The organism is Phycisphaeraceae bacterium (genome assembly GCA_019454185.1).
Classification (GTDB): Bacteria; Planctomycetota; Phycisphaerae; order Phycisphaerales; family UBA1924; genus JAHBWV01.
This window is the reverse complement of the sequence record CP075368.1, coordinates 1,051,697-1,072,547: the sequence shown is the minus strand read 5'-3', so window position 1 is coordinate 1,072,547 and position 20,851 is coordinate 1,051,697. Positions and strand designations below refer to the sequence as shown.

Here is a 20,851-nt window from a genome sequence, read left to right as displayed (position 1 = left end):
GACCGCTCAGCCCTTGACAGCCCTCGTCACGAGCTTGGCCTTGCGGCACCGCGAGCAGGTGTCCTTGTCGCGCACGAAGTCCGAGGTGAGCCCGAGCGCCGTCGCGATCGGATTGACGGCGATTCTGTTGGTGATCCCCGCCGATGCCGCGATGCAGTCATCACACAGCGCCGGACGGGAGCCGGTTCGGAGCACGTCGACCACTCTTTCGGGGTTGGACTGCCTGGCCATATGCCGCACCTCCTCTGTCGGAGGTTACCAATGACGGCCGTTTCCGCCAACGCGTCTTCTCGTCTCGCGGCGGCACGGTCCTACCTGGCTCGCAACCTCATGCCGGTGCCGATCCCGGCTCGCACGAAGGGGCCCATCGAGAAGAGCTGGCCAAGTTGGCGGTTCACGGAAGCGGACCTGGCGCTGCACTTCGGGGGCGACGGCAACATCGGCCTGATCCTCGGCGAGCCCAGCGGCAACCTTGTGGATGTCGATCTCGACTGCCCTGAGGCGATCGAGTGGGCCTCGGCGCACCTTCCCCCCACCGCCGTCGTAACCGGCCGGGCGGCCAAGCCGAACTCCCACTGGTGGTACCGCTGCCCCGGCGTCGTCACGACGCAGTTCCGTGACCCAGTCACGGACAAGATGCTGGTCGAGCTGAGGGGCACAGGCGTGCAGACGGTCGTCGGCCCGAGCATCCACCCCGACGGCGATGTCTACGACATGCTCGATGGGGAGCCAACAACAGTCGAGCGCGAGGTGCTCGAAGCGGGCGTCCGGGCGCTGGTCCGGAAGATCCTCGAACTCCGGGGCCACGATCCTGATCACTTCGATCGGGACCGGAGCGCCGAGCCGGCGCGGGTCTTCGTGCCGTGCGGCCAGTCGCCGGAGTTGATCGAACGCCGCGCAATTGCCTACCTGGACAGGATCCCGGGCGCGATCTCCGGATGCGGCGGGCACGCCCAGACCTACGCAGCCGCGACGGCGCTGGTGCACGGGTTTGGACTCGGCCCAGAGACCGCGCTGGCCATCTTGCTTGAGCGGTACAACCCGCGATGTGAGCCGCCGTGGACCGAGCGGGAACTCCGGCACAAGGTCGAAGACGCCGCGAGCAAGACGCACCGGATGCCCTTCGGCTGGCTGCGAGACGCGGCATCGGACGCGACTGGCGAGATCGATCTGTCGGGGCTCATGGGAGGCGAAGTCGCGGTCGCGGGGACGGAGGACGCCATGATGGAGATCGACATCGGCGAGCCCGAGACCCCTGCAGATCCCCATCCCGATCCGGGTCCCATGCCGGAGCACTTGCTGGACGTCCCCGGTCTGATCAGCGAGGTCATGGCGTTCAACCTCTCGACCGCCACCCGCGCGCAGCCCTCGCTGGCCCTCGCCGGAGCGATCTCGCTCATGGGGGTGCTGGCCGGGCGGAAGGTGATGGACGAGCGCGGCAACCGGACGAACGTGTACGTCGTGGGGGTCGCGCCCTCGGGCGCGGGGAAGGACCACGCCCGCAAGGTCAACAAGGCGATCCTGGCGGCGGCGGACATGCTGGAACTGGCGGGCAACGAGGACGTGGCGTCCGACGCTGGTCTCATGTCGGCGATCGTTCTGCAGCCCGCGCTGCTCTTCCAGATGGACGAGTTCGGGCGGTTCCTCAGGACGACCGGCGACGCGCGGAAGTCGCCGCACCTGCACAACGTCGTCACGCTGTTCCTGCGGCTGTACTCGTCAGCCGACGGCGTCGTCAAGAGCAAGGCGTACGCGGACACCAAGCGCAACCAGACCGTCGATCAGCCGTGCGTGGTGTTGTACGGAACCACGGTGCCGGAGAACTTCTACGAGTCCCTGACCGCCGAGAGCCTGCGTGACGGGTTCATGGCGCGGCTGCTGGTCTTTGAAACCGGCGTCCTGCCCGAGCGTGTCCGCGCTGCGATGCTGAAGGTACCGGCTTCGATCGTCGAAGCGACCCGCTGGTGGGGCGAGTTCAGGCCCGGCGGCAACCTCGGTGGGCAGCACCCGGAGCCGATTGTGGTGAAGGCCACGCCGGAAGCCCACGCGATCTTCGACGCGCTCAACGACCGGATCGACGCCGAGATGCGGAAGACAGACTGCGTGGCGCCTTCGCTCTGGGCCCGCACCGAGGAGAAGGCCTGCCGCCTGGCGCTGGTGTACGCGTGCTCGGCCAATCGCGAACATCCGGTGATCGATGCGGCCGCCGCTCAATGGGCGTCCGAACTGTCCGAGTACCTGACGCGCCGGATGCTGCACCTGGCCGGCCGCTGGGTCACGGAGGGGCAGTTCGAGGCAAGGGTCAAACGAGTCGTCCGCATCCTGAGCGATGCGGGCAGGCCCATGTCGGCATCGGAGCTGACACGCAAGACGCAGTCCATGAACGTGCGGGAGCGCCGCGACGTGATCGAGCACCTTGTGGCGGCCGAACAGATCACGGTGAAGCTCGAGGGCGGCGTCACCAAGCCGAGGAGCATGTATGCACTCAGGTGATGACGGAGATAGTTCAATCTTTCAAACCTGTTCACGGAGTGACCAAGGGGGCGGTACGTCCACCGAGAACTGGTTTGAAAGATTGAACTATCTCTCTTCTTCTCTATCTCCTCTCTCTCCAGAGAGAGACATGACGGGTACACGGGTCGCTGTGGGAACAAGGGGAACGACATGACGAGCGCGACGACGACAGGGATGGCGATTGAGATGCGGGACGTGGACGAGGTGAAGCCCTACCCGAACAACCCGCGCGTGAACGACGGCGCGGTTGAGGCGGTGGCGAAGAGCATCCGCGAGTTCGGGTTCAGGCAGCCGCTGGTTGTGGACAAAGACGGCGTGATCGTCGTGGGGCACACGAGATGGAAGGCGGCCAAGCACCTCGGGCTGGACAGGGTGCCGGTGCATGTCGCGGACCTGACGCCGGAGCAGGCCAAGGCGTATCGCCTCGCGGACAATCGCACCGCACTGATCGCCGAGTGGTCGGACGAACTGCTCGCGGTCGAACTCGGCGAGTTGAAGGCGCTCGACATCGACCTCGCGGGACTCGGGTTCACCGATGTCGAGATCTCGAAGTTGCTGGAGCCGGGTCTCGAGGTCGGCGCGACGGATCCCGACGACATCCCTGCGCCGCCCGACGAGGCGATCACGCAGCCGGGAGACCTGTGGATCCTCGGCAACCATCGACTGCTCTGCGGCGACAGCGGGAGCGTCGCGGATCTCGATCGACTGCTCGACGGCGCGGTGATCCATCTCTGTAACACGGACCCTCCGTACAACGTCAAGGTCGAGCCGCGGAGCAACAACGCGATCGCGGCCGGGTTGTCATCGTTCAGCGCGACGAACACGCAGCCGCGTAACCACCACCAGCGCTTCGATGCGGCACGCAACCCCGCCAGCAAGAAGGGCACGGGCAAGCAGATGCGCGCGAAGGACCGGCCGCTGGCCAACGACTTCGTCACCGACGAGGAGTTCGATCGTCTGCTCGACGCGTGGTTCGGCAACATCGCGCGTGTGCTGATGCCTGGTGGTGCGTTCTTTTGCTGGGGCGGCTATGCGAACTGCGCGAACTACCCGCCGGTGCTGAAGCGGCACGGGCTGTACTTCTCGCAAGCCATCATCTGGCACAAGATGCATCCGGTGCTGACGCGGAAGGACTTCATGGGTGACCACGAGTGGTGCTTCTACGGGTGGCGTGAGGGCGCAGCGCACCGCTTCTACGGGCCGAACAACGTGCCCGATGTGTGGCAGGTGAAGAAGGTCAACCCGCAGAGCATGGTGCACCTGACGGAGAAACCCGTCGAGTTGGCCAAACGCGCGATGGAGTACTCCTCGCAGCCGGGAGAGCACGTACTCGATTTGTTTGGCGGAAGTGGCAGCAGCCTGATCGCTGCCGAGCAGACAGGCCGCAAGGCGTTCTTGATGGAACTCGACGCGCCGTACTGCGACGTCATCGTGCAGCGCTGGGAGAACTTCACGGGCAAGAAGGCGGAGCGGATCGCCGCGGCGGTGCGATCATGAAGCACGCTTCAATCCACGACGTGCTCCTTCAGGAACGCGGCGATCTCCGGCTTGGCGATCCGGCCCTGCGCGACGCCGAGCACATGGTCAACCAGCGCGTCATCGTCGATGGCCATCTCGATCCCGTTCAGATCGAGGAAGACCAATGCCGCCGCTGTGCCGGTCCGCTTGTTCCCGTCCATGAACGGATGGTTCTGCACGATGTGGAAGAGGTACGCCGCTGCCATCTCAAAGAGATCCCCGTGAAGGCATCTCCCATCGAACATGGCGCGCGGCGTCTCTACGGCGGAGGTCAGCAGGCCTGGATCGCGGAGATCCGGGCTGCCGCCGTAGCGCTCGATCTGATCCTGGTGGATCTGCAGCACGTCATCGACGCGCAGCCATTCCGGGGTCATGCGAGCTCACTCCGCAAGACGCTTCAGGGCCTTGCCGTGCTTGGCGTTGACCTTCGCGAGCGACTTTGCCAACCGGCCATCGCGGCTAGCGTCGCTTGCCCGGCTGATCGTCAGCACCTTCCCGTCGGTGCTGACTTCCAAGGGAGCGCCCGGCTCGAAGTTCAGGAGTTCGAGGATCGGCTTGTCGATGACCAGCGCGTAGCTGTTGCCGTGCTTGGTGAGTGTCTTGATCATGGGGGCCTCCGGGAACCGTTACTACATCGTACATACGAAGTATACACTTCGGCGGTTTGCTCGCAAGGCATGAGCTGCGGGATGCCGCCGCACAAACACCCCGGCCATAGGCCGAGGTGGGGTTGTTCTCGGGCCTCAGGGGTCCGATCAGAGCGATTCTGCTTCGGGCAGCGCGCCGTCGCGTTCGGTGTCCCAGTCCACCTCGTCCTCGACGACCTGATCGAGGTCACGGTCGGTCAGGTAGCCGACCGTCTGCATGCCTTGGCACTTCGCCACCGCGCGGGCGAGGGCCACCCACTCGTCAACCGTCAGCATGTGCGAGATGCGGGCTTCGAGGAGCGCGAGCGCAGCCTCAAGGACGGCGTCGCGGGGATCGAACTCGGGGGAACTCAGGTCGGGCGTCATGGTCGTCATGGCTCACCCGCCCTTCCCGGACTTGGCGGTCGCGGGGGCCGCTGGGGTGCTGGCGAACATCCCGCGATCGACCTTCTTGAAGCGGGCGTCGGTCCCTTTGGCGGCGATCTCGCGGGTGATGGCGGCGTAAAGCGTGGCCTCGGGCGTCTTGCCGCCGGGGCTGGTCCACAGACCGCGTGCGTGCATCACCTCGATCATGTCGATGGCGCGGAGCGGGCGGTCGGACTCGGCGAGAACCTTCGCGGCGGCGTCGAGCGCGGAGATGCGCTTGGGCTTGGCTGGCTTGGCCTTGGGGGTCTTTGCGTCCTTCGCACCCTTGGCCGTCTTGCCACCCGTCGCCCGAGGTTCGCCCGTGGGCGTTCCCTTGGCGGCCTTGGCGTTCTTGCCGCCACCCTTGGCGGGCTTCGTGCCGTGGGCGATCGTGGGCGGCGTCGGGGCCGCGTTCGTTCCCGCAAGAGCGGCCTCAAGTGCCGCGTCGTTCTCAAGCGGGTCGTTCTCCCACCCCTCGGGCTTGGACCCGCGCGATGGCTTGGTCCGCTTGGTGGCATCCTTGGCGGGTGCCGCGTTCAACTTGGCCAGCGCGTCGGCGCGTGCCTTGTCGTTGGCGCTGATCTCATTGGTGGATGCGGGCTTGGTGGTCTTGGTCTTCTTCGACATGACGTTCTCCGTCGTGGGTGTGGAACCCGGCGCACATCGCTCCGGGGAAGCGCGCTGGCACCGGTGTCCCGGAGTGGCGCGTGGGGTCGCTCGTGGGGGGTTTCACCTGCTCTGGACGATCGAGACCTGGAAGACCGAGCCGTCGCCGAAGCGCAGCACGATCCCGGCGTTGGTCGTCATCAATCCGGCCCGCTCGAAGGTCGTGACGCTCGCGAGGTCGTCAAGGTCGTTGACCATGTCGCGGGCGATCTCCGCAAGGGCGATGTCGTCGTCCTCGCCCTCGATCTCCTCACGGGCGTCGAGGATGTTCTGGATGGCGTTGAGCAGGATGTCCTGAAGGTCGGTGTCGTGCATGGTGGTGCTCCTGTCTGTGGTGGGGAGCGCGTGGTCGCGCCCGGTGGTACTGGGTCCAAAAGCAGCGAAGCCCGCCGTCAACTCTCGTTGGGGCGGGCTTCAGGTCGTCGGGTCGGTTGTGGATCGGTCTACGAGGTCGGGGTTGCGGGGCTGGGTTCGGGCCTCCTTGCCGCGTGCCTCGTCGCAGGCATCGCTTCGCCCCTGGCGGTAGCCAGCGTGCAAGCCGGACCTGTACCCGCTCTCGAAGGCGTGCCGCACGATGTCCCGGATCGACCAGACCGGGATCTCGTGGAAGTCCAAGGCGTCGCGACCGCGAGTCTCCAAGGTCTCCAGCAGGAGTTCCGCCTTGGCCCAGTCGAGTTCCTCGTCGAGGTCGTGTCGCTTGGCCAGCGCGTCGAGCGAGGGCTTGCGGTTGAGATGATGTTTGGCGTGGGGGGCGTGGGGGTCGTGGGGGTCGTGGGGGTTCGTCATGAATCGTCTCCTTCGGTGTGTAGTGCGTTGGTCGTTGGTTCAGCGGCTCGTCGGCCTCGGGGCGTACTCGTACCCGGCGTTCACCAGCCGCTCGGCGTCGGCGAGGCAGACCACCCAGTACGCGCCCTCGCCCAGCAACACCGTCCCCGCGCTGGTGTGGTCGGCGATGCTGAAAGCGCTCTCATCGCTGCGGACCACCACCGGTTGGTGGCGAAGCCCGAGGCGCTCGTGCGCCGCCCTCGCGGCGGCCTTGAGTTGGTGGAACGACGAGATCTGGTTCGCGTGCGTCATGGCGTTCTCCTTCGCGGGCGGCTTCGCCCACGTGGAACACATCAAGCCATGACACGCGTACACATGCAAGGCGTCAGCGGCCGGAATATGCTGTATTCCAGCGGATTCCGAGGGGTTTGTGGGCAAGTGGGCAAGCAGGGCGGACATGTGGGGGCGCAAGTAGGCAGTTGCCTACAAGCAGGTGCGACGGGGTGCGGGCGGGTGCGAAGGCATGTGATGGGGTCAGGGGTCGCGGGGGCCGCGTGAGCGCGGCGCATGGGGGCACACGTTGGCAACACGAAGGTCCAGTTCGGGTCTGACGACGGCGCAGGAGAAGGCGATCCTCGCGCTGCTCGACGAGCCCACGGTTGCGCACGCCGCCAAGGCCGCGGGCGTTGGTCGCCGCACGATGTACCGGTGGATGGACGACCCGAACTTCTCGAAGGCGTTCCGCAAGGCGCGGAGGGAGTCGTTCTCGCAGGCGATGGCGGCCAGTCAGAAGTTCGCGCCGGTGGCGGTGCAGGTGCTCGCGAAGATCATGGCCGACACGTCCGCGCCGATGAGCAGCCGCGTCTCGGCCGCGACGGCGCTCCTGAAGTTCAGCCGCGAGTCGATCGAACTCGACGACCTTGCGACGCGCGTGGACGACCTGGAGCGGTCGATGAAGGAGGCGTCGAGTACGCCGCCATCACCACAGCAAGTCAGTTGGGGGGATCGAGCATGCGCCTGACCGGACGGCTGAAGCGGCTGGAGGAGCGGCGCGGCATCGTCGGGGCGTGCCCGAGGTGCAACGGGCGCGGCTGGCCGCAGCACTTCGTGCAGGGGCCGCCCGAGTGCGATCTGACCACCAAGCCCGGCGACCGGATCGGGTGCGACCGCTGCGGGCGCGTGTCGCACCCTCGGCTGGTGATCCTCGACAAGGCCGCGCCGAACCCGCTGGAGCAGTGGCTCGCGGCGGGCGGGACGTTCGCGTCACGTCGTAGCCAGGAGGAGCCGCCCATGCGATCGCTGAGGTCGCGTCTGACTCGGATGGAGCGGCAGTCGCAGCGCGACGACGCCGAGAGCCGCGCCCGCGACAACATGCTCACGCACCGGATCTGCGCCCTGAAGGCAGCGCGCGAGCCGGGCTTGGCGCTGGTGAAGCCCGAGCACACCGACGGCGAGACGTACCGGCACATCCAGGAGACGCTGGCGTGGGCCCGCGGGGACTTCCGGGAGGCGGAGCGCCTGGCGAATCTGGACCCGAACAAGCACGTTCCCCCACCTCCCGGTACGCCGTGGGAGGAGCAGATGCGTCTGGCGCGGGAGGCGCTCGATGCGACCGCCGACGAAGCGCACGACCTGACCAAGCGCGTGGCAGCGGCCGTGCGGGCGGCAAGGGACGCGACGGCGTAGGTGGACCCGTGCGGCCCATGCGGCCCGTTGACTGGGAAGACGCTCACGCCGGGTGCGGGAACGCGGCATCCGTGGGCTACGTTCCGCGATTGAAAGCGGGGCTGGGGGATGGAGTGCAGCCCGGGGCCGTGCGGCCGTTGCGGCCATGCTTTGCACCATGTGTTCTGCCATGCCGCGATACATGCGACACATGCGATACGTTGAAACACGACTTCTGCAGTGCGAGCGTCGCGCGGACCATGCGGCCCCACCATGAAACCAGCCCCTTCCCGTTGAGGAAGAGGCTGGCTGCTGAAGACGCTTGGCCCGATCGGGCCGCGACGCGGATGCTGCTGATCAACCAGTCGCAACAGCGTCTTGGGAGGATCTACGACCAATATACCCCACGTTCTGCTGATCGGCCACCGCTCCCGTCACAGAACCAGCGCAATGCCACAACAGCATCACCGGAGGTCGGAACTTGGGAAGGCACAGAGCCCGGCGGCGAGAAGCCGACTGCCTCAACACCCTTGCGCGAACGCATCGATGAAGTCGAGGAAGTCCACGATATCCACGATCGTGTCGCCGTTGATGTCGGGGTTGCCGAACTGGCCGCAGGGCGCGGGGAGATTGGTGCACGACCCGAAGTCGTCCATGAAGTCGAGGAAGTCGATGATGTCGCCCACGTCTCCGGAGCCGTTGTAGTCAGCGGGACATGATGGCAGGCCAATAGCTTGGGAGACACGAAACCCGAGGTTGAAGCCGTGGCCCCCCCCGTTGATGTCCATGCGGTTGTCGGCCCGCTGGAAGAAATCGCTTTCGTTGTACGACCCGCCGCGGTGGCTGCGGAGGTTGCCGAAAATGACGGCCTCGTTCCACTCCCACACGTTCCCGCCCATGTCGAACGTGCCGTAGAAGTTCGCGGCGTACGAGCCGACGGGCGTGGTGTTGCCGATGACGCTGTTGTAGTTCGCCTGCGAGGTGTTGATCGTGTTGCTCGATGTCGGGTACAGCCAGTAGTTGTCGCTATCGCCGCCCGCGCTGGCGGGCTGGTGGTACGCGGCCTTGTACCACTCATCCTCGCTCGTCACCGCCCACTGCCACCCCACGTTGCGGGTGATGGTGTTGAACCAGATGCCGTCGGGCGTCAGCGTGTACGCACCAGTCTCTGTGTCGCCGTCGCTCTGGCCGTTGTGCAGCCAGTTGGCGAACCTGCACGCATCCCAGAAGGATACGAAGTTCACCGGGTTATTCGCCCGGCCGCTGACGGTCGAGTAGGTGTATGAGCCCGGCGAGCCCGAGCGGGTGATGCCGCCCACCGACCCAGCCATGTTCGTGTTGTACAGGTCGAACGGGTCCGACGCGGCCTTGGCGTTCAGGAACGCCGCGTACTGCGCGTTGGTTACCTCGGTCTGCCCGATGTTGTAGGTGTACGCCACCGAGCCGTAGAGATTGCCCGTGAACGGGTCCGGCGCATTGCCGGGGTTGCCGATCGGCACGGTCGGGATGGTGATCTGGGCGGATGCGCCAGCACAGCACATTCCGATTGCAGCAGACAAGGCCAAGACGCGCGCACACTGAATTCGCATCACGATCACTCCCGCTTGTTTCGTCCGATCGGAAAGTTTGCATGTTACCGAGTGCTGCACTTGGCACAATGCCGCAGCGACTCGATTCGCAAACTTCATGTGCTTGCAATCCTCGCCTGCTCGCCCCTCCATCAACCGGTACCGCTTTGGTCGCCGGAACGAAGCCGCGGGATGCTCCCGCGAACGGCCTCCCCAGCGGTAACCCCAGCGGGAGCAACGGGATGCGAGGACGGCAAGCGAGCAGGAAGGACACGGGCAGGGGGACGCGGCAGGAAATACATGATGTCGCCAACCAACGGGCCGCAAGGGCCGCATGGGCCGCGAGCGAGCGCGTCGAACGAGAGAGCGCGAAACAACGTGTCGCATGTATCGCATGTGTCGCACGAGAAGAACGACCGGTGGAAACCTTGGCCGCCGTGGCCGCAACTGCCGCACGACCCCAGCGTCGGCCCAAGCCCAAGCGCCGCCTGCCGCCCGAGGTGCTGACCGACGACGAGGTCCGGGCCCTGCTCGACGCCTGCGGCAGGTACACCCCCGTCGCCCTCCGTAACCGCGCCCTGATCACGCTGATGTACCGGGCCGGGCTCCGGGTATCCGAGGCACTCGCCCTACATCCCAAGGACGTAGACCTCGAGAGCGGGATCGTCCGCGTGCTGCATGGGAAGGGTGATCGGTACCGGGCCGTGGGCCTCGACCCCGGAGCGGCGGCCGTCGTGGCCACCTGGCTCGCCGAACGCGGCAGGGGCCAACGTGCCGCGGCACGGGCGAACCCCCCACGGGGCCGGGCGGGTGACGGCCAGCGCGACCCACTCGCAGCCGCTCCGCTGCTCTGCACCGCCTACGGCACGCCCGTCACGACCGGGTATGTGCGGCGTCTGATGAAGCGATTGGGCCGCCAAGCCGGGATCGCCAAGCGCGTCCACGCGCACGGGCTGCGGCACACCCACGCCGCCCAACTCCGATCCGAGGGCGTCGATGTCGGCATCATCTCCCGCCAACTCGGGCACCGGTCGCTGTTGACCACGATTCGCTACCTCGACCACGTCCAGCCGACGGCGGTGGTGGATGCGGTGAGGTCACGCCGCTGGGAGATCTGTGCCTGAGCGGTGGTCAGCGCTGCTCGCCCGTTGGCTGGCCAGCCTCCAGATGCCTTTCGAATCCCCCTGTACACGGTTCAAGATCCGCCCGATAATGCCTACATGGCCAGCACTGTGTCGTTGAACCTGGATGAAGAGTTTCCTGCGCTTCGCCGGGCTCCCATCGTCGAAGCAATGATCACGCTCGTCGCTCGCGCGACGCTTGAATGGGCACCCGACGCGATTTTCAAGCAGGTTACCGCGCGGCTTCCCGATTACCCGACTTCTCAACACATGAATCAAGCCCGCTTCTCTTTCGCAATGCAGGCTGATGCTCCGCGCGTTCCGCCAGTGAATCCAGCCACGGCACACGCGACAGCAGAAAATTTGGGGTGGCTTGGATTGCGGCTGGTGTCTGCGGATCAAAGACGGGTCGTCACTCTGGCTCGAAATTCTCTGTCTCTTAGCTGGCTCGGTGAGTACGTGGGCTGGTCAGAGCTCTCAGCGGAGTTAATGCGCCTCTTGACCGTGCACCGGGAGATCGCCGGGATCGAGTCGATCGACCAAATGCAGATTCGCTATGTCAATCGACTGGAAGTACCACAAGAGGATTTTGAACCTGGTCTGTATTTCACCGGATTCGGGACACCTCCGGCCGGAATGGTTCAAGGCCCCTTCCTACATCAGGACACCCTCGCACACCCTTCCTTTCCACAGCACGTGGTCAACCTGGTAAGGACCTTTGAGCAGCCGACGGCGCTGAGTCGGAGTCTCCCCCTGTTGGTGGTGCTGGAGGCAATTCATGCAGAGCCAGTTCCTGTCGAACCTGCTATGATTAACCAACGGCTTCGGGAGATGCATTGGCTGAAGAACTACGCGTTTTTTCAGTCAGTCACGATGGCATTTCGAGATCTGTGCCAATGACTAAGCCTGCGTGGCAACTGGGTGCGATCATGACCTGCTCAACGCTCGTGAACCCCGCTAGCGGGCTCAGCGATGAATCAGTCTACGTTGATATGCGGCTGAGCATGCTGCGAGAACCGCTGAAGGATTCTCGCTCGATCGGTGTGCAGGCGCTCTTGGACGACCTCTACTTGCTGGCAGACGAGTGCGGCAAGGCGAACTGGGATGGTCACGGTGCTGTACCGGTCAGTCCGGATGCTCTCGCTAATGCTGAGGCGTTCATTCGCTGTCTTCGAATGGATTTGCGTGAGGCTTCACTCGGCGCGACCTCGAAAGGCTGGGTGACCATCCAATGGGGCGTCGGTCCCCGTTGGACGCTTTCGATTGCGGTTACAGCTGATGGCTGGCTCCATTGGGCAGCACTCTTTGGATCAGAGCGAGCCCATGGTACAACGCCCTTTTTGGGTTCGATTCCGAAGAATCTTGTTGAGCGCATCCAACGCGCATGCATCACATGACTGCGCCTATCCCTGAGCCAGAAGGAACACCATTAGCTGGTGAAGAGCACGTGGCTCGCGCAGTGCTTTCCGATCGCTGGATTGTGAAATCGACGCAACGAATCCGGCCTGAAGCGTTTGATCCACCTCCGCACGGAAAGCTCTCTGTGCTCCGCCACGCGGAGTGGGCAGAGGAGACACTGTTGCGACGGTGCCACCAGGTTGCTGAAATACGAAAGAAGCGGCTTATTGGCCGCGCAGACCTGACGGTGGACGCGGTTGCTGCCAGTGGCAAGGCAATGGCTGTTGTGGCAGCGCCGCGCGAACACGACCCTTGGCACGCTCACGTTGTGGGGTTTCCCGCTGATGATTCATCGCGACTGAGCGTTCAACAAGAACTCGCGGCCCGTGCGACCTTCGTTCCACTGGAACACCACTCAAAGGCGGAACCCAGCTAGGCGAATGATTCCCGACTGAAGCTGGTTCATTGGGCTGAATGGACTGGCGGAGCGATTACTCTGCGCGGTGATAGAGCCGAGCGAGACACATTCCGCGGTAACCAGGAACACGTCCGACGGATTGAGTGCGGCCCTTGCACGAGGCGATCGACTCCATATTCTCTCAAGGGGAACATCAGACCGACTGTCCGCGCGTCTCGCCCGCGGGAGCGCGATCAGCGATCAGCTCCGTTCCCGCCGTTGTCCCGATCCCCGGCGATGGGCGCACCGGGGCTTGCGGGGCGCGGCTGTCCCGTCCCGCCGCCGGGCCCGTCGTGGGCCGAGCAGATCCGGCCAGCCCGCGAGGCGCTGGACAGAACACTCGAGGACGGGGGCGACGAGATCAAGCCGGTGAAAGCGGCAGTCGAGGCCACCTTCCAGCCATCCGCCGTGACAAGGCCACGGCTGGCTGTGTAAACTGCCCCCACTCCGATGCTGATGGAGGCATGTTGACGACACCCGAACAAAAGGCGCGAGAGGTCATCGACTCGAAGCTGGCCGCTTCCGGGTGGATCGTCCAGTCCTATCGCGACATGAACCTCGGTGCCGGTCTCGGACTCGCCGTGACCGAGTTCCCCGGCGCGCACGGCCCGGCCGATTACCTGCTGTACGTCGACGGCAAGACAATCGGCGTGGTCGAGGCGAAGCCAGTCGGCCACACGCTCCGCGGCGTGGAAGGCCAATCGGCCAGCTACAGCGATGGTCTGCCAGCAAGCCTGCCCGCGTGGCGTCGCCCCCTTCCGTTTCAGTACGAATCCACGGGCGAGGTAACCCAGTTCACCAACTGGATGGAAGCGCACGCCCGAAGCCGCGACATTTTCTCGTTCCACCGCGCCGAATCACTCCGCGAGATGGTGCAAGAGGAAAAGCCCCTCCGGTCTTGCCTGCGCGAGATGCCGGCGCTGACGCCCGATGGTCTCTGGCCAAAGCAGCACACCGCCATCATCAATCTTGAGAAGTCGCTCAGGCTCGCCAAGCCCAAGGCCCTGATCCAGATGGCCACAGGCTCCGGAAAGACCTTCACAGCTGCGAACATCGCGTACCGCCTCATCAAGCATGGTCACGCCCGCCGCGTCTGCTTCCTCGTCGATCGCACGAACCTGGGAACGCAGACGCTGAAGGAGTTCCAGCAGTTCCAGCCACCTGGCGAACGGCACACGTTCGACAAGCTCTACAACATCGCATTCCCTCAAAAGAACCGATTCGACCCGATCAACCGGGTGGTGATCACCACGATCCAACGGCTCTACTCGGTGCTAACAGGCCAGCCGGACCTTGCCGAAGAGGATGAAGAGCGCTCCGCGTTTGAGGGTGCCGGGGGGCCGGGCGCTTTCAGGAAGCCGCCCGTCCCCATCACCTACAACCCCGCGATCCCGCCCGAGTTCTTCGACGTGCTCATCGTCGATGAATGCCACCGCTCCATCTACAGCGTCTGGGGCGACGTGCTGAAGTACTTTGACGCCTTCCTGATCGGTCTCACCGCGACTCCCAGCAAGCAGACCATCGGGTTCTTCAACCAGAACCTCGTGATGGAGTACACCCACGAGCAGGCTGTTGCCGACCGCGTGAACGTGCCGTACGACGTCTACGAGATCCGCACGCGGATCACGGCGCAGGGTTCTCAACTCGACGCGGGCTACTTCGTCGGCAAGCGCAGCCGCAAGACGCGGGCGGAACGCCAGGAGGCCCTCGATCAGGACCTCCAGTACGGTGCAGACGACCTCGACCGCGCCGTTGTCGCCGAGGATCAGATCAGGACCGTCATCCAGACTTTCCGCGACCGCCTGTTCGTGGACATCTTCCCCGGCCGCACCGAGGTCCCCAAAACCATCATCTTCGCCAAGGACGACTCCCACGCCGACGACATCGTCCGCATCGTCCGCGAGGAGTTCGGCAAGGGCAACGACTTCTGCCAGAAGATCACCTATCGCACGGGCGTGATGCGTCTGACCCGCAAGGTGACCGATCCTGACGGCACGGAACGCGAGGAGGCCTACTACGAGAAGACCAAGGGCAAGACCGGCGAGGACGTGCTCGTCGCTTTCCGCAACTCGTTCAACCCCCGCATCGCCGTCACGGTGGACATGATCGCCACAGGAACCGACGTGAAGCCGGTCGAGATCGTCTTCTTCATGCGCTCAATCAAGAGCAGCAACTACTTCGAGCAGATGAAGGGCCGCGGTGTCCGCGTGATGCCCGCCGACATGCTCAAGGGCGTCACACCCGACGCCAAGAGCAAGACGCGTTTCGTCATCATCGACGCCGTCGGCGTCTGCGAGCAGTGCAAGAGCGAGAAGGGGCCAATCGACCGCGAGCCGAACAAGTCGCTCAAGCAGGTCTTGGACTACATCAAGGCCGGCGGCACCGACCCGGACGCCGTCTCCGCCCTGGCGGGCAAGCTCAACCGCCTCGCCGCGGACATGTCGGAGAAGCAGCACGCCGACTTGAATGCCCACGCAGGCGGCAAGACCATCGACACCCTCGTCGGCGGCCTCGTCGCCGCGATCGACGACGCGAACGTCGAGGCCAAGGCGCAGGCCATGAATCCCGGCGTCGCGCTCTCCATGCTCACGGAGAAGCAGCTCGAAGCCGCTGAGCAGGAACTCATCAAGGACGCCATCAAGCCCTTCTATGACCCGAAGCTCCGCGACCTCATCCTCCAGATCAAGCTGGACAACGAGCAGACCATCGACCGCGTGAGCAAGGACGAGGTGCTCGGCGTCGGCTACTCGCAGGCCGCGCTGGACAAGGCCAAGACGAAGATCGAGAACTTCAAGAGGTTCATCGACGAGCACAAGGACGAGTTGACCGCCCTCCAGGTCTTCTTCGGCATGGCCACGCCCGACCGGCTGAAGTTCCGCGACCTGAAGGAACTGGCCGACCAGATCAAGCGTCCGCCCGTCTCCGCGACGCCTGAGGAACTCTGGCACTGCTACGAGGCGATCGAAGCCGCGAAGGTTGCTGGCAAGGGCGGGCAGATCATCACCGACCTCGTCTCGCTCATCCGCCACACGCTCAAGCCGAGTGAGCCGCTGACGCCGTTCGCCGACGTGGTCAGGCAGCGGTATCAGGCCTGGCGGGCCCAGCAGGCGGCGGCGGGGGTGATTTTCACCGCCGAGCAGACAGCGTGGCTGGACAAGATCGCCGAGCATATTGCCACCAGCCTCGCGATCGAGATGGAGGACTTCCACGACGGCTGGTTCGCCCAGCGCGGCAACCTTGGCAAGGCCTATGAACTCTTCGGCGACCGTCTTCAGATCATCGTCGCCGACATGAACAAGGCTCTGACGGCATGACGAACAGCAACGGCCACCACAAAGCGTGCCCGCTGCCTGTTGGATGGGCTGCATGCAGTCTTGCCGATGCGGTCGCGCCCGGAAGGCCGAGAGGCAACCCTGCTGACTTCGTCGGGCAGCCGTTCATCGGCCTTGAGCACATCGAAGCGCATACCACGCGCATGCTCGGCTTTGTGCCCGCCGAGACGATGCGTAGTTCCTGCGTTCAGTTCAGCGCCGGAGACGTGCTCTACGGCCGCATGCGTCCATATCTGAACAAGGTGTGGCTGGCGGATCGCGACGGGCTCTGCTCCGGCGAGTTCATCGTGTTTCCGAGGACGGGGGCGCTTCGCGGCGCGTTCTTGAAGTACCGCCTCAACGCCCAGGACTTCGTGACCTTCACTGATCACGCAACGACCGGGGACCGCCCCCGAGCGGACTTCGCCGACTTCGGCAAGTTCCCGGTGCTCGTGCCTCCTCTCGCCGAGCAAACCCGCATCGCCGACCGGATCGACGAGTTGTTCACCGATCTGGCCGCGGGCGTGGCGGCGCTGGAGCGGGTGAAGCGGAACCTGACGCGGTATCGGGCGGCGGTGCTGCACGCGGCGGTCACCGGGCGGCTCACCGAGGCGTGGCGGACACAGTATGGGCCGCCCGATGAGCCGGGGCCGAAGCTGCTCGAACGTATCCTCGCCGAGCGCCGCCGCCGGTGGGAAGAACTCACGCGGGCGAAGTACGAGAAGGCGGGCAAGCAGCCCCCGAAGAACTGGCGGGAGCGGTATCCCGAGCCGTCGCCGCCGAAGTTGCCTTCAGACGGGTCGCGGCTCCCGAAGTTGCCGGAGGGATGGTGCTGGGCGAGCGTTGACCAGTTGATTTGGGACGGCTCCTACGGCACATCGGTGCGTTGCGACTATGGCGCGTCTGCCGAGCCCGTTCTGCGCATCCCCAACATCGCCAAGGGTGAGCTTGATCTGGAAGACATCAAGAACGCAACGTCGTCCCTTGGCATCGCCGACGATGCAGAGTTCCTGGCTCCGGGCGATCTGCTCATATGCCGCACGAACGGTAGCATCCGGCTTATCGGCAAAGCCGCACTCGTGCGATCCGCGTTTGCTCAACCGACGTACTTCGCGTCGTATCTGATTCGCTTGCGTGCTATCGACATGGCACTGGGCACACATCTGCATCTCACCTTCACATCCGCCCACGGTCGCGCCTTCATTGAAGCCAATGCGGCGTCCTCCGCCGGTCAGCACAACGTCTCGATGACCACGTTGCAGCAGATGCCCGTGGCAGTACCGCCCGCGCGCGAGCAAGCCGCCATCGTCGAAACCGTCAACGAGAAGCTCTCGCAGATCGACGGCCTCGAAGCCGAGATCGAGCGTGGTCTGGCCCGGGCCTCGCGTCTGCGGCAGTCGATCCTCAAGGCCGCGTTCGAGGGCAAGCTTGTGCCCCAGGACCCCTCCGACGAGCCCGCGCGCGTGCTGCTGGAGCGAATACGCGCTGCGGCCGTTTTGGCAGAGGCGCCCCGAGGCGGTAGCAGGACGCGCGGATCGCAGGCGATGACGAATGGAGTCTCTTCATGACTGGCTCATCTCCCCAGCCCGGCCCCATCACAAAAGGGCGAAAGAACGGCGACTTTTCCGCGACCGCAATCAAGACGCTTGAGCAGCAGGCCGCTTCGCGTTGCTGCAACCCCGGATGCGGGCAGCCGACACGGGCACAATCCTGGGACGGCGCGAAGGCGATCAGCATCGGCACCGCCGCCCACATTCATGCGGCCGCGCCGGGCGGTGCGCGGTACGACGCGAGCATGACCCCGGAGCAGCGCAAGTCGGCAGACAACGGAATCTGGATGTGCAGGAACTGCGGTACGCTCATTGACGCGGATGAAGGCGGCTTCCCGGCAGACTTGCTGCGTGAGTGGAAGAAGACGGCGTTGGAGAGCCGGCGTGCGGACGTCATCGCTCCCGCTCGCAGGCTGCACCCTCAACCCTCTCCCAACGGCGTGGCACCCCCGAACGCGGCCGACGTGGAGCGTTACCGCGACTTGATCGCCGAGTTGCCTTCGGACGGCGCGGCGATGACTTGGCTAAGAGACTGGGATGCGGGGGGCTCATTCATCCGCGCGCGGCTTCACCCGCTCGAGGAGTTTTGGAGGCGGTGGACTGCGCCGGAACGGGCGTTCAACACGCCCCGCGTGCAGGCTGCGATGGTCACGATGACGAAGGCGCTGGGCTTGTTCCTAGGCCAGGTGTCCGTCAAGACGTTTCCTCTCAAGGGCGATCTGCAGGGCGTTCCGCCCGAGTGGGCAGACAGACTTCCAGAGAAGTTCGAGGAGGCAGTCGCGGCGATCAATGCGCACGCAGACGCGACAGTGGCAGCCCATGCGGAGTTCATTCGCGTGGCCAAGGAGGAACTGGGAACATGACCCGCGCCGATAGCACCCCGGCATCCAGCGGAACCGCTTCATCGCCTACTGCGAGCCAGATCGGCACGCGCGTATGGTCCTACGCGGGGGTGCTCAAGGATGATGGCCTGTCGTACATGGCCTATGTCGAGCAGCTCACCTTCCTGCTCTTCCTGAAGATGGCGGATGAGCTAACCAAGCCGCCGTACAACCAGCCCAGCCGCATCCCCAAGGGCAAGGACGATGACGGAAAGGCGTTCGACTGCGACTGGCCGAGCCTGCTGAAGCTCGATGGGGCGGAGTTGTACGCCCACTACCGCCGCCTGCTCACGGCCCTCAGTGGGCAGAAGGGGCTGCTGGGCACGATCTTCAAGGAAGCCGAGTGCAAGATCAAGGACCCGGCCAAGCTCCGCCGCTTGATCGTGGACCTGATCGACCGCGAACGGTGGCTTAGTCTCGATCTGGACGTGAAGGGCGTGATCTACGAGGAGTTGCTCAGCCGCAGCGCCGCGGAGAGCACCGGCGGCGCGGGCCAGTACTTCACACCTCGGCCCATCATCCAGGCGGTGGTCGATGTCATGCGCCCCGAGCCAGATGACACGATCATCGATCCCGCGGCGGGCACGGGCGGGTTCCTGACGATGGCGTACGAAAGCGTGCTTCGGCGGCACGTCAAGGAAATGGACCGCGACGAGAAACGTCGCATCCGTGAGTCGCTGGTGATCGCGCAGGAGTTGGTGCCGGAGACAGCGCGCCTGTGCGCGATGAACCTGTACTTGCACGGCATCACCGGCGGCAGGGACGAACTAGCGACGCCGGTCATCAGCGGCAAGAGCAGCTTGGACACGCCTCCAAGCAAGCAATACTCGATGGTGCTGACCAACCCGCCCTTCGGCAAGAAGCAGAGTTTGAAGACCGTGAACGAGGAGGGCGATCTCGACAGCGAGGACGAGGTCGTCGTCCGCCAGGACTTCTGGGTCTCGACCGCCAACAAGCAGTTGAACTTCGTGCAGCACATCTTCAACCTGCTGAAGGTCGGCGGCCGTGCGGCGGTGGTCGTGCCCGACAACGTGCTCTTTGAGGGCGGCCCAGGGCAGAAGATCCGCGACCAGTTGATGAAGCAGTGCGACGTGCACACGCTCCTGCGCCTGCCGACGGGCATCTTCTACAAGCCCGGCGTCAAGGCCAACGTGATCTTCTTCGATCGAAAGCCGCCTCAGGAAAAGCCGTGGACCACACGCCTCTGGGTGTACGACCTGCGGACCAACAAGCACTTCACGCTCAAGCAGAACGCGATCAAGCGGTCGGACTTCGATGAGTTCGTTGACCTGTTCAAGCCCGGGGCGATCCACAAGCGAAAGGCGACATGGAGCGACGCCAAGCCGGACGGCCGTTGGCGCAGCTTTGAGTACGAAGACCTGCTCAAGCGGGACAAGCTCAGTCTCGACCTGTTCTGGATCAAGGACGAGAGCCTTGAGGACAGCGCAAGCCTGCCCGACCCAGACGTGCTGGCGGCGGAGATTGTCGAGGACCTGCAGGACGCGCTGGAGCAGTTCGCCGGGATTGCGACGGCGCTCGCGCCGACGAAACGCAATGCCCGCTGAGATCGCGAGGATTTATCGTGTCGATCGTGCGACTCATCACGCCCTCGGAGTTGGCGGCGAATGTCCGGCGGGACGGCATGATCGCAACCGCCGACTTCTGGGACTCGCATCAGAAGTTCGTTGAGAAGCTGTATGTTGAGGGCGAGTTCTGGGCCGACGCGGTCGCGCGCCTGAAGCGCGAGCGAAGGCACATCGAGGCGGCGGCGATCTGCCGCAACCAACGACCCCTTCCGGCGGCGTATCGGGACCTGTTGATCTGCATTCGGGCGATGATCAGAGTGAGCGATGACCAAGATGCCCTGTTTCGTGAACTCTACACCGCTGCAGTCGAGGCGACAGTTCTGCACCGAGTGCCGTACATCGAGTACGAGGTGAACGGCCACAAGACCGGCTGCCCCGGGTTCAATGCGGCATCTATTCTCTTTGAGCGCATGGCCGCACGCCCTGTCGCAATCGATTACCGGCAGATTGGCTACCGACACGTCGAGTGGCTCAATAAGACTGATTGCATTCGCATATCCCAGCACTGGGGCGAGCCAGCCACTCACGCCGACCCATTCGACCTGTTCGCCGAGCCGTGGCAGGCCGCGATCGGTGAATGGGTCGCCGCACAGCGGCGACAGAGCGATGAGTTTCGAGAGAGCATGTCCAAAATCTTGCGCGGCGAGAACGACCCCGACCGTGGGGAAGTTCAGCGCAAGAGCTGGCTCTCTCGCCTCCTGGGCAGGTAAGCGTGGAGCTGCGCCTTGTACCCGGAAACGATCCCCAACAATTGCACTACCGTGCCTCCTGCCCCTCCCGTCCCCTGGCCGAATGCCGT

22 protein-coding genes are annotated in these 20,851 nt (G+C 64.7%); 13 read left to right on the top strand and 9 right to left on the bottom strand.

Annotated elements, in window-relative coordinates:
- Positions 1–6 precede the first annotated feature (6 nt).
- Entirely contained in the window at positions 7–231 is a 225-nt protein-coding gene (locus tag KF838_04450; protein ID QYK49103.1) for a hypothetical protein, read from the bottom strand.
- Between the two features lie 30 nt (positions 232–261).
- On the opposite strand from KF838_04450, the gene KF838_04445 reads away from it, so the two are divergent.
- The gene (locus tag KF838_04445; protein QYK49102.1) at positions 262–2,493 is read left to right on the top strand and encodes a DUF3987 domain-containing protein; all 2,232 of its coding nucleotides are present in this window, start codon (positions 262–264) and stop codon (positions 2,491–2,493) included.
- Between the two features lie 171 nt (positions 2,494–2,664).
- Positions 2,665–4,011 (top strand): ParB N-terminal domain-containing protein, encoded by a 1,347-nt coding sequence (locus tag KF838_04440; protein QYK49101.1) that lies wholly within the window; start codon positions 2,665–2,667, stop codon positions 4,009–4,011.
- A gap of 8 nt (positions 4,012–4,019) precedes the next feature.
- On the opposite strand, the gene KF838_04435 is transcribed toward KF838_04440, so the two are convergent.
- The 7 genes from KF838_04435 to KF838_04405 all read right to left on the bottom strand — a co-directional run bounded on the left by KF838_04435 (position 4,020) and on the right by KF838_04405 (position 6,827).
- Entirely contained in the window at positions 4,020–4,406 is a 387-nt protein-coding gene (locus KF838_04435) for a type II toxin-antitoxin system death-on-curing family toxin (GenBank protein QYK49100.1), read from the bottom strand.
- A 6-nt stretch (positions 4,407–4,412) separates the two neighbouring features.
- Positions 4,413–4,640: a hypothetical protein gene (locus KF838_04430; GenBank protein QYK49099.1), complete on the bottom strand. Its 228-nt coding sequence runs from the start codon at positions 4,638–4,640 to the stop codon at positions 4,413–4,415.
- Between the two features lie 147 nt (positions 4,641–4,787).
- Positions 4,788–5,054, bottom strand: a complete 267-nt coding sequence (locus KF838_04425; GenBank protein QYK49098.1) for a hypothetical protein — start codon at positions 5,052–5,054, stop codon at positions 4,788–4,790.
- 3 nt (positions 5,055–5,057) lie between these two features.
- Positions 5,058–5,711: a hypothetical protein gene (locus KF838_04420; GenBank protein ID QYK49097.1), complete on the bottom strand. Its 654-nt coding sequence runs from the start codon at positions 5,709–5,711 to the stop codon at positions 5,058–5,060.
- Between the two features lie 102 nt (positions 5,712–5,813).
- Positions 5,814–6,065 (bottom strand): hypothetical protein, encoded by a 252-nt coding sequence (locus KF838_04415; GenBank protein QYK49096.1) that lies wholly within the window; start codon positions 6,063–6,065, stop codon positions 5,814–5,816.
- 99 nt (positions 6,066–6,164) lie between these two features.
- Positions 6,165–6,536 carry a hypothetical protein gene (locus KF838_04410; protein QYK49095.1) on the bottom strand — a complete coding sequence of 124 codons (372 nt, stop codon included), beginning with the start codon at positions 6,534–6,536 and terminating at the stop codon, positions 6,165–6,167.
- 39 nt (positions 6,537–6,575) lie between these two features.
- Positions 6,576–6,827: a hypothetical protein gene (locus KF838_04405; protein QYK49094.1), complete on the bottom strand. Its 252-nt coding sequence runs from the start codon at positions 6,825–6,827 to the stop codon at positions 6,576–6,578.
- 268 nt (positions 6,828–7,095) lie between these two features.
- On the opposite strand from KF838_04405, the gene KF838_04400 reads away from it, so the two are divergent.
- The gene (locus KF838_04400; protein QYK49093.1) at positions 7,096–7,536 is read left to right on the top strand and encodes a hypothetical protein; all 441 of its coding nucleotides are present in this window, start codon (positions 7,096–7,098) and stop codon (positions 7,534–7,536) included.
- Positions 7,527–8,201 (top strand): hypothetical protein, encoded by a 675-nt coding sequence (locus KF838_04395; protein ID QYK49092.1) that lies wholly within the window; start codon positions 7,527–7,529, stop codon positions 8,199–8,201. Before KF838_04400 ends, KF838_04395 begins: the two co-directional genes overlap by 10 nt.
- A gap of 500 nt (positions 8,202–8,701) precedes the next feature.
- On the opposite strand, the gene KF838_04390 is transcribed toward KF838_04395, so the two are convergent.
- Positions 8,702–9,679 (bottom strand): SUMF1/EgtB/PvdO family nonheme iron enzyme, encoded by a 978-nt coding sequence (locus KF838_04390; GenBank protein ID QYK49091.1) that lies wholly within the window; start codon positions 9,677–9,679, stop codon positions 8,702–8,704.
- 506 nt (positions 9,680–10,185) lie between these two features.
- Between KF838_04390 and KF838_04385 the strand changes: the two genes are divergently transcribed.
- From KF838_04385 to KF838_04345, 9 genes are all read left to right on the top strand, one after another.
- Positions 10,186–10,872, top strand: coding sequence for a tyrosine-type recombinase/integrase (locus KF838_04385; GenBank protein ID QYK49090.1), 687 nt, complete (start codon positions 10,186–10,188; stop codon positions 10,870–10,872).
- Between the two features lie 96 nt (positions 10,873–10,968).
- Positions 10,969–11,769, top strand: a complete 801-nt coding sequence (locus KF838_04380; GenBank protein QYK49089.1) for a TIGR04255 family protein — start codon at positions 10,969–10,971, stop codon at positions 11,767–11,769.
- A gap of 29 nt (positions 11,770–11,798) precedes the next feature.
- Positions 11,799–12,266: a hypothetical protein gene (locus KF838_04375; protein ID QYK49088.1), complete on the top strand. Its 468-nt coding sequence runs from the start codon at positions 11,799–11,801 to the stop codon at positions 12,264–12,266.
- 677 nt (positions 12,267–12,943) lie between these two features.
- Positions 12,944–13,159 (top strand): hypothetical protein, encoded by a 216-nt coding sequence (locus tag KF838_04370; GenBank protein QYK49087.1) that lies wholly within the window; start codon positions 12,944–12,946, stop codon positions 13,157–13,159.
- Between the two features lie 29 nt (positions 13,160–13,188).
- On the top strand, positions 13,189–16,038 hold the full coding sequence (locus KF838_04365; GenBank protein ID QYK49086.1) for a DEAD/DEAH box helicase family protein: 2,850 nt from the start codon (positions 13,189–13,191) through the stop codon (positions 16,036–16,038).
- Positions 16,035–17,603: a hypothetical protein gene (locus tag KF838_04360; GenBank protein QYK49085.1), complete on the top strand. Its 1,569-nt coding sequence runs from the start codon at positions 16,035–16,037 to the stop codon at positions 17,601–17,603. The genes KF838_04365 and KF838_04360 overlap by 4 nt, the downstream gene beginning before the upstream one ends.
- The gene (locus tag KF838_04355; GenBank protein ID QYK49084.1) at positions 17,600–18,448 is read left to right on the top strand and encodes a hypothetical protein; all 849 of its coding nucleotides are present in this window, start codon (positions 17,600–17,602) and stop codon (positions 18,446–18,448) included. The genes KF838_04360 and KF838_04355 overlap by 4 nt, the downstream gene beginning before the upstream one ends.
- Positions 18,445–20,031 (top strand): SAM-dependent DNA methyltransferase, encoded by a 1,587-nt coding sequence (locus KF838_04350; GenBank protein ID QYK49083.1) that lies wholly within the window; start codon positions 18,445–18,447, stop codon positions 20,029–20,031. Before KF838_04355 ends, KF838_04350 begins: the two co-directional genes overlap by 4 nt.
- Positions 20,032–20,057: 26 nt before the next feature.
- Positions 20,058–20,762: a hypothetical protein gene (locus KF838_04345; GenBank protein QYK49082.1), complete on the top strand. Its 705-nt coding sequence runs from the start codon at positions 20,058–20,060 to the stop codon at positions 20,760–20,762.
- Positions 20,763–20,851 lie beyond the last annotated feature (89 nt).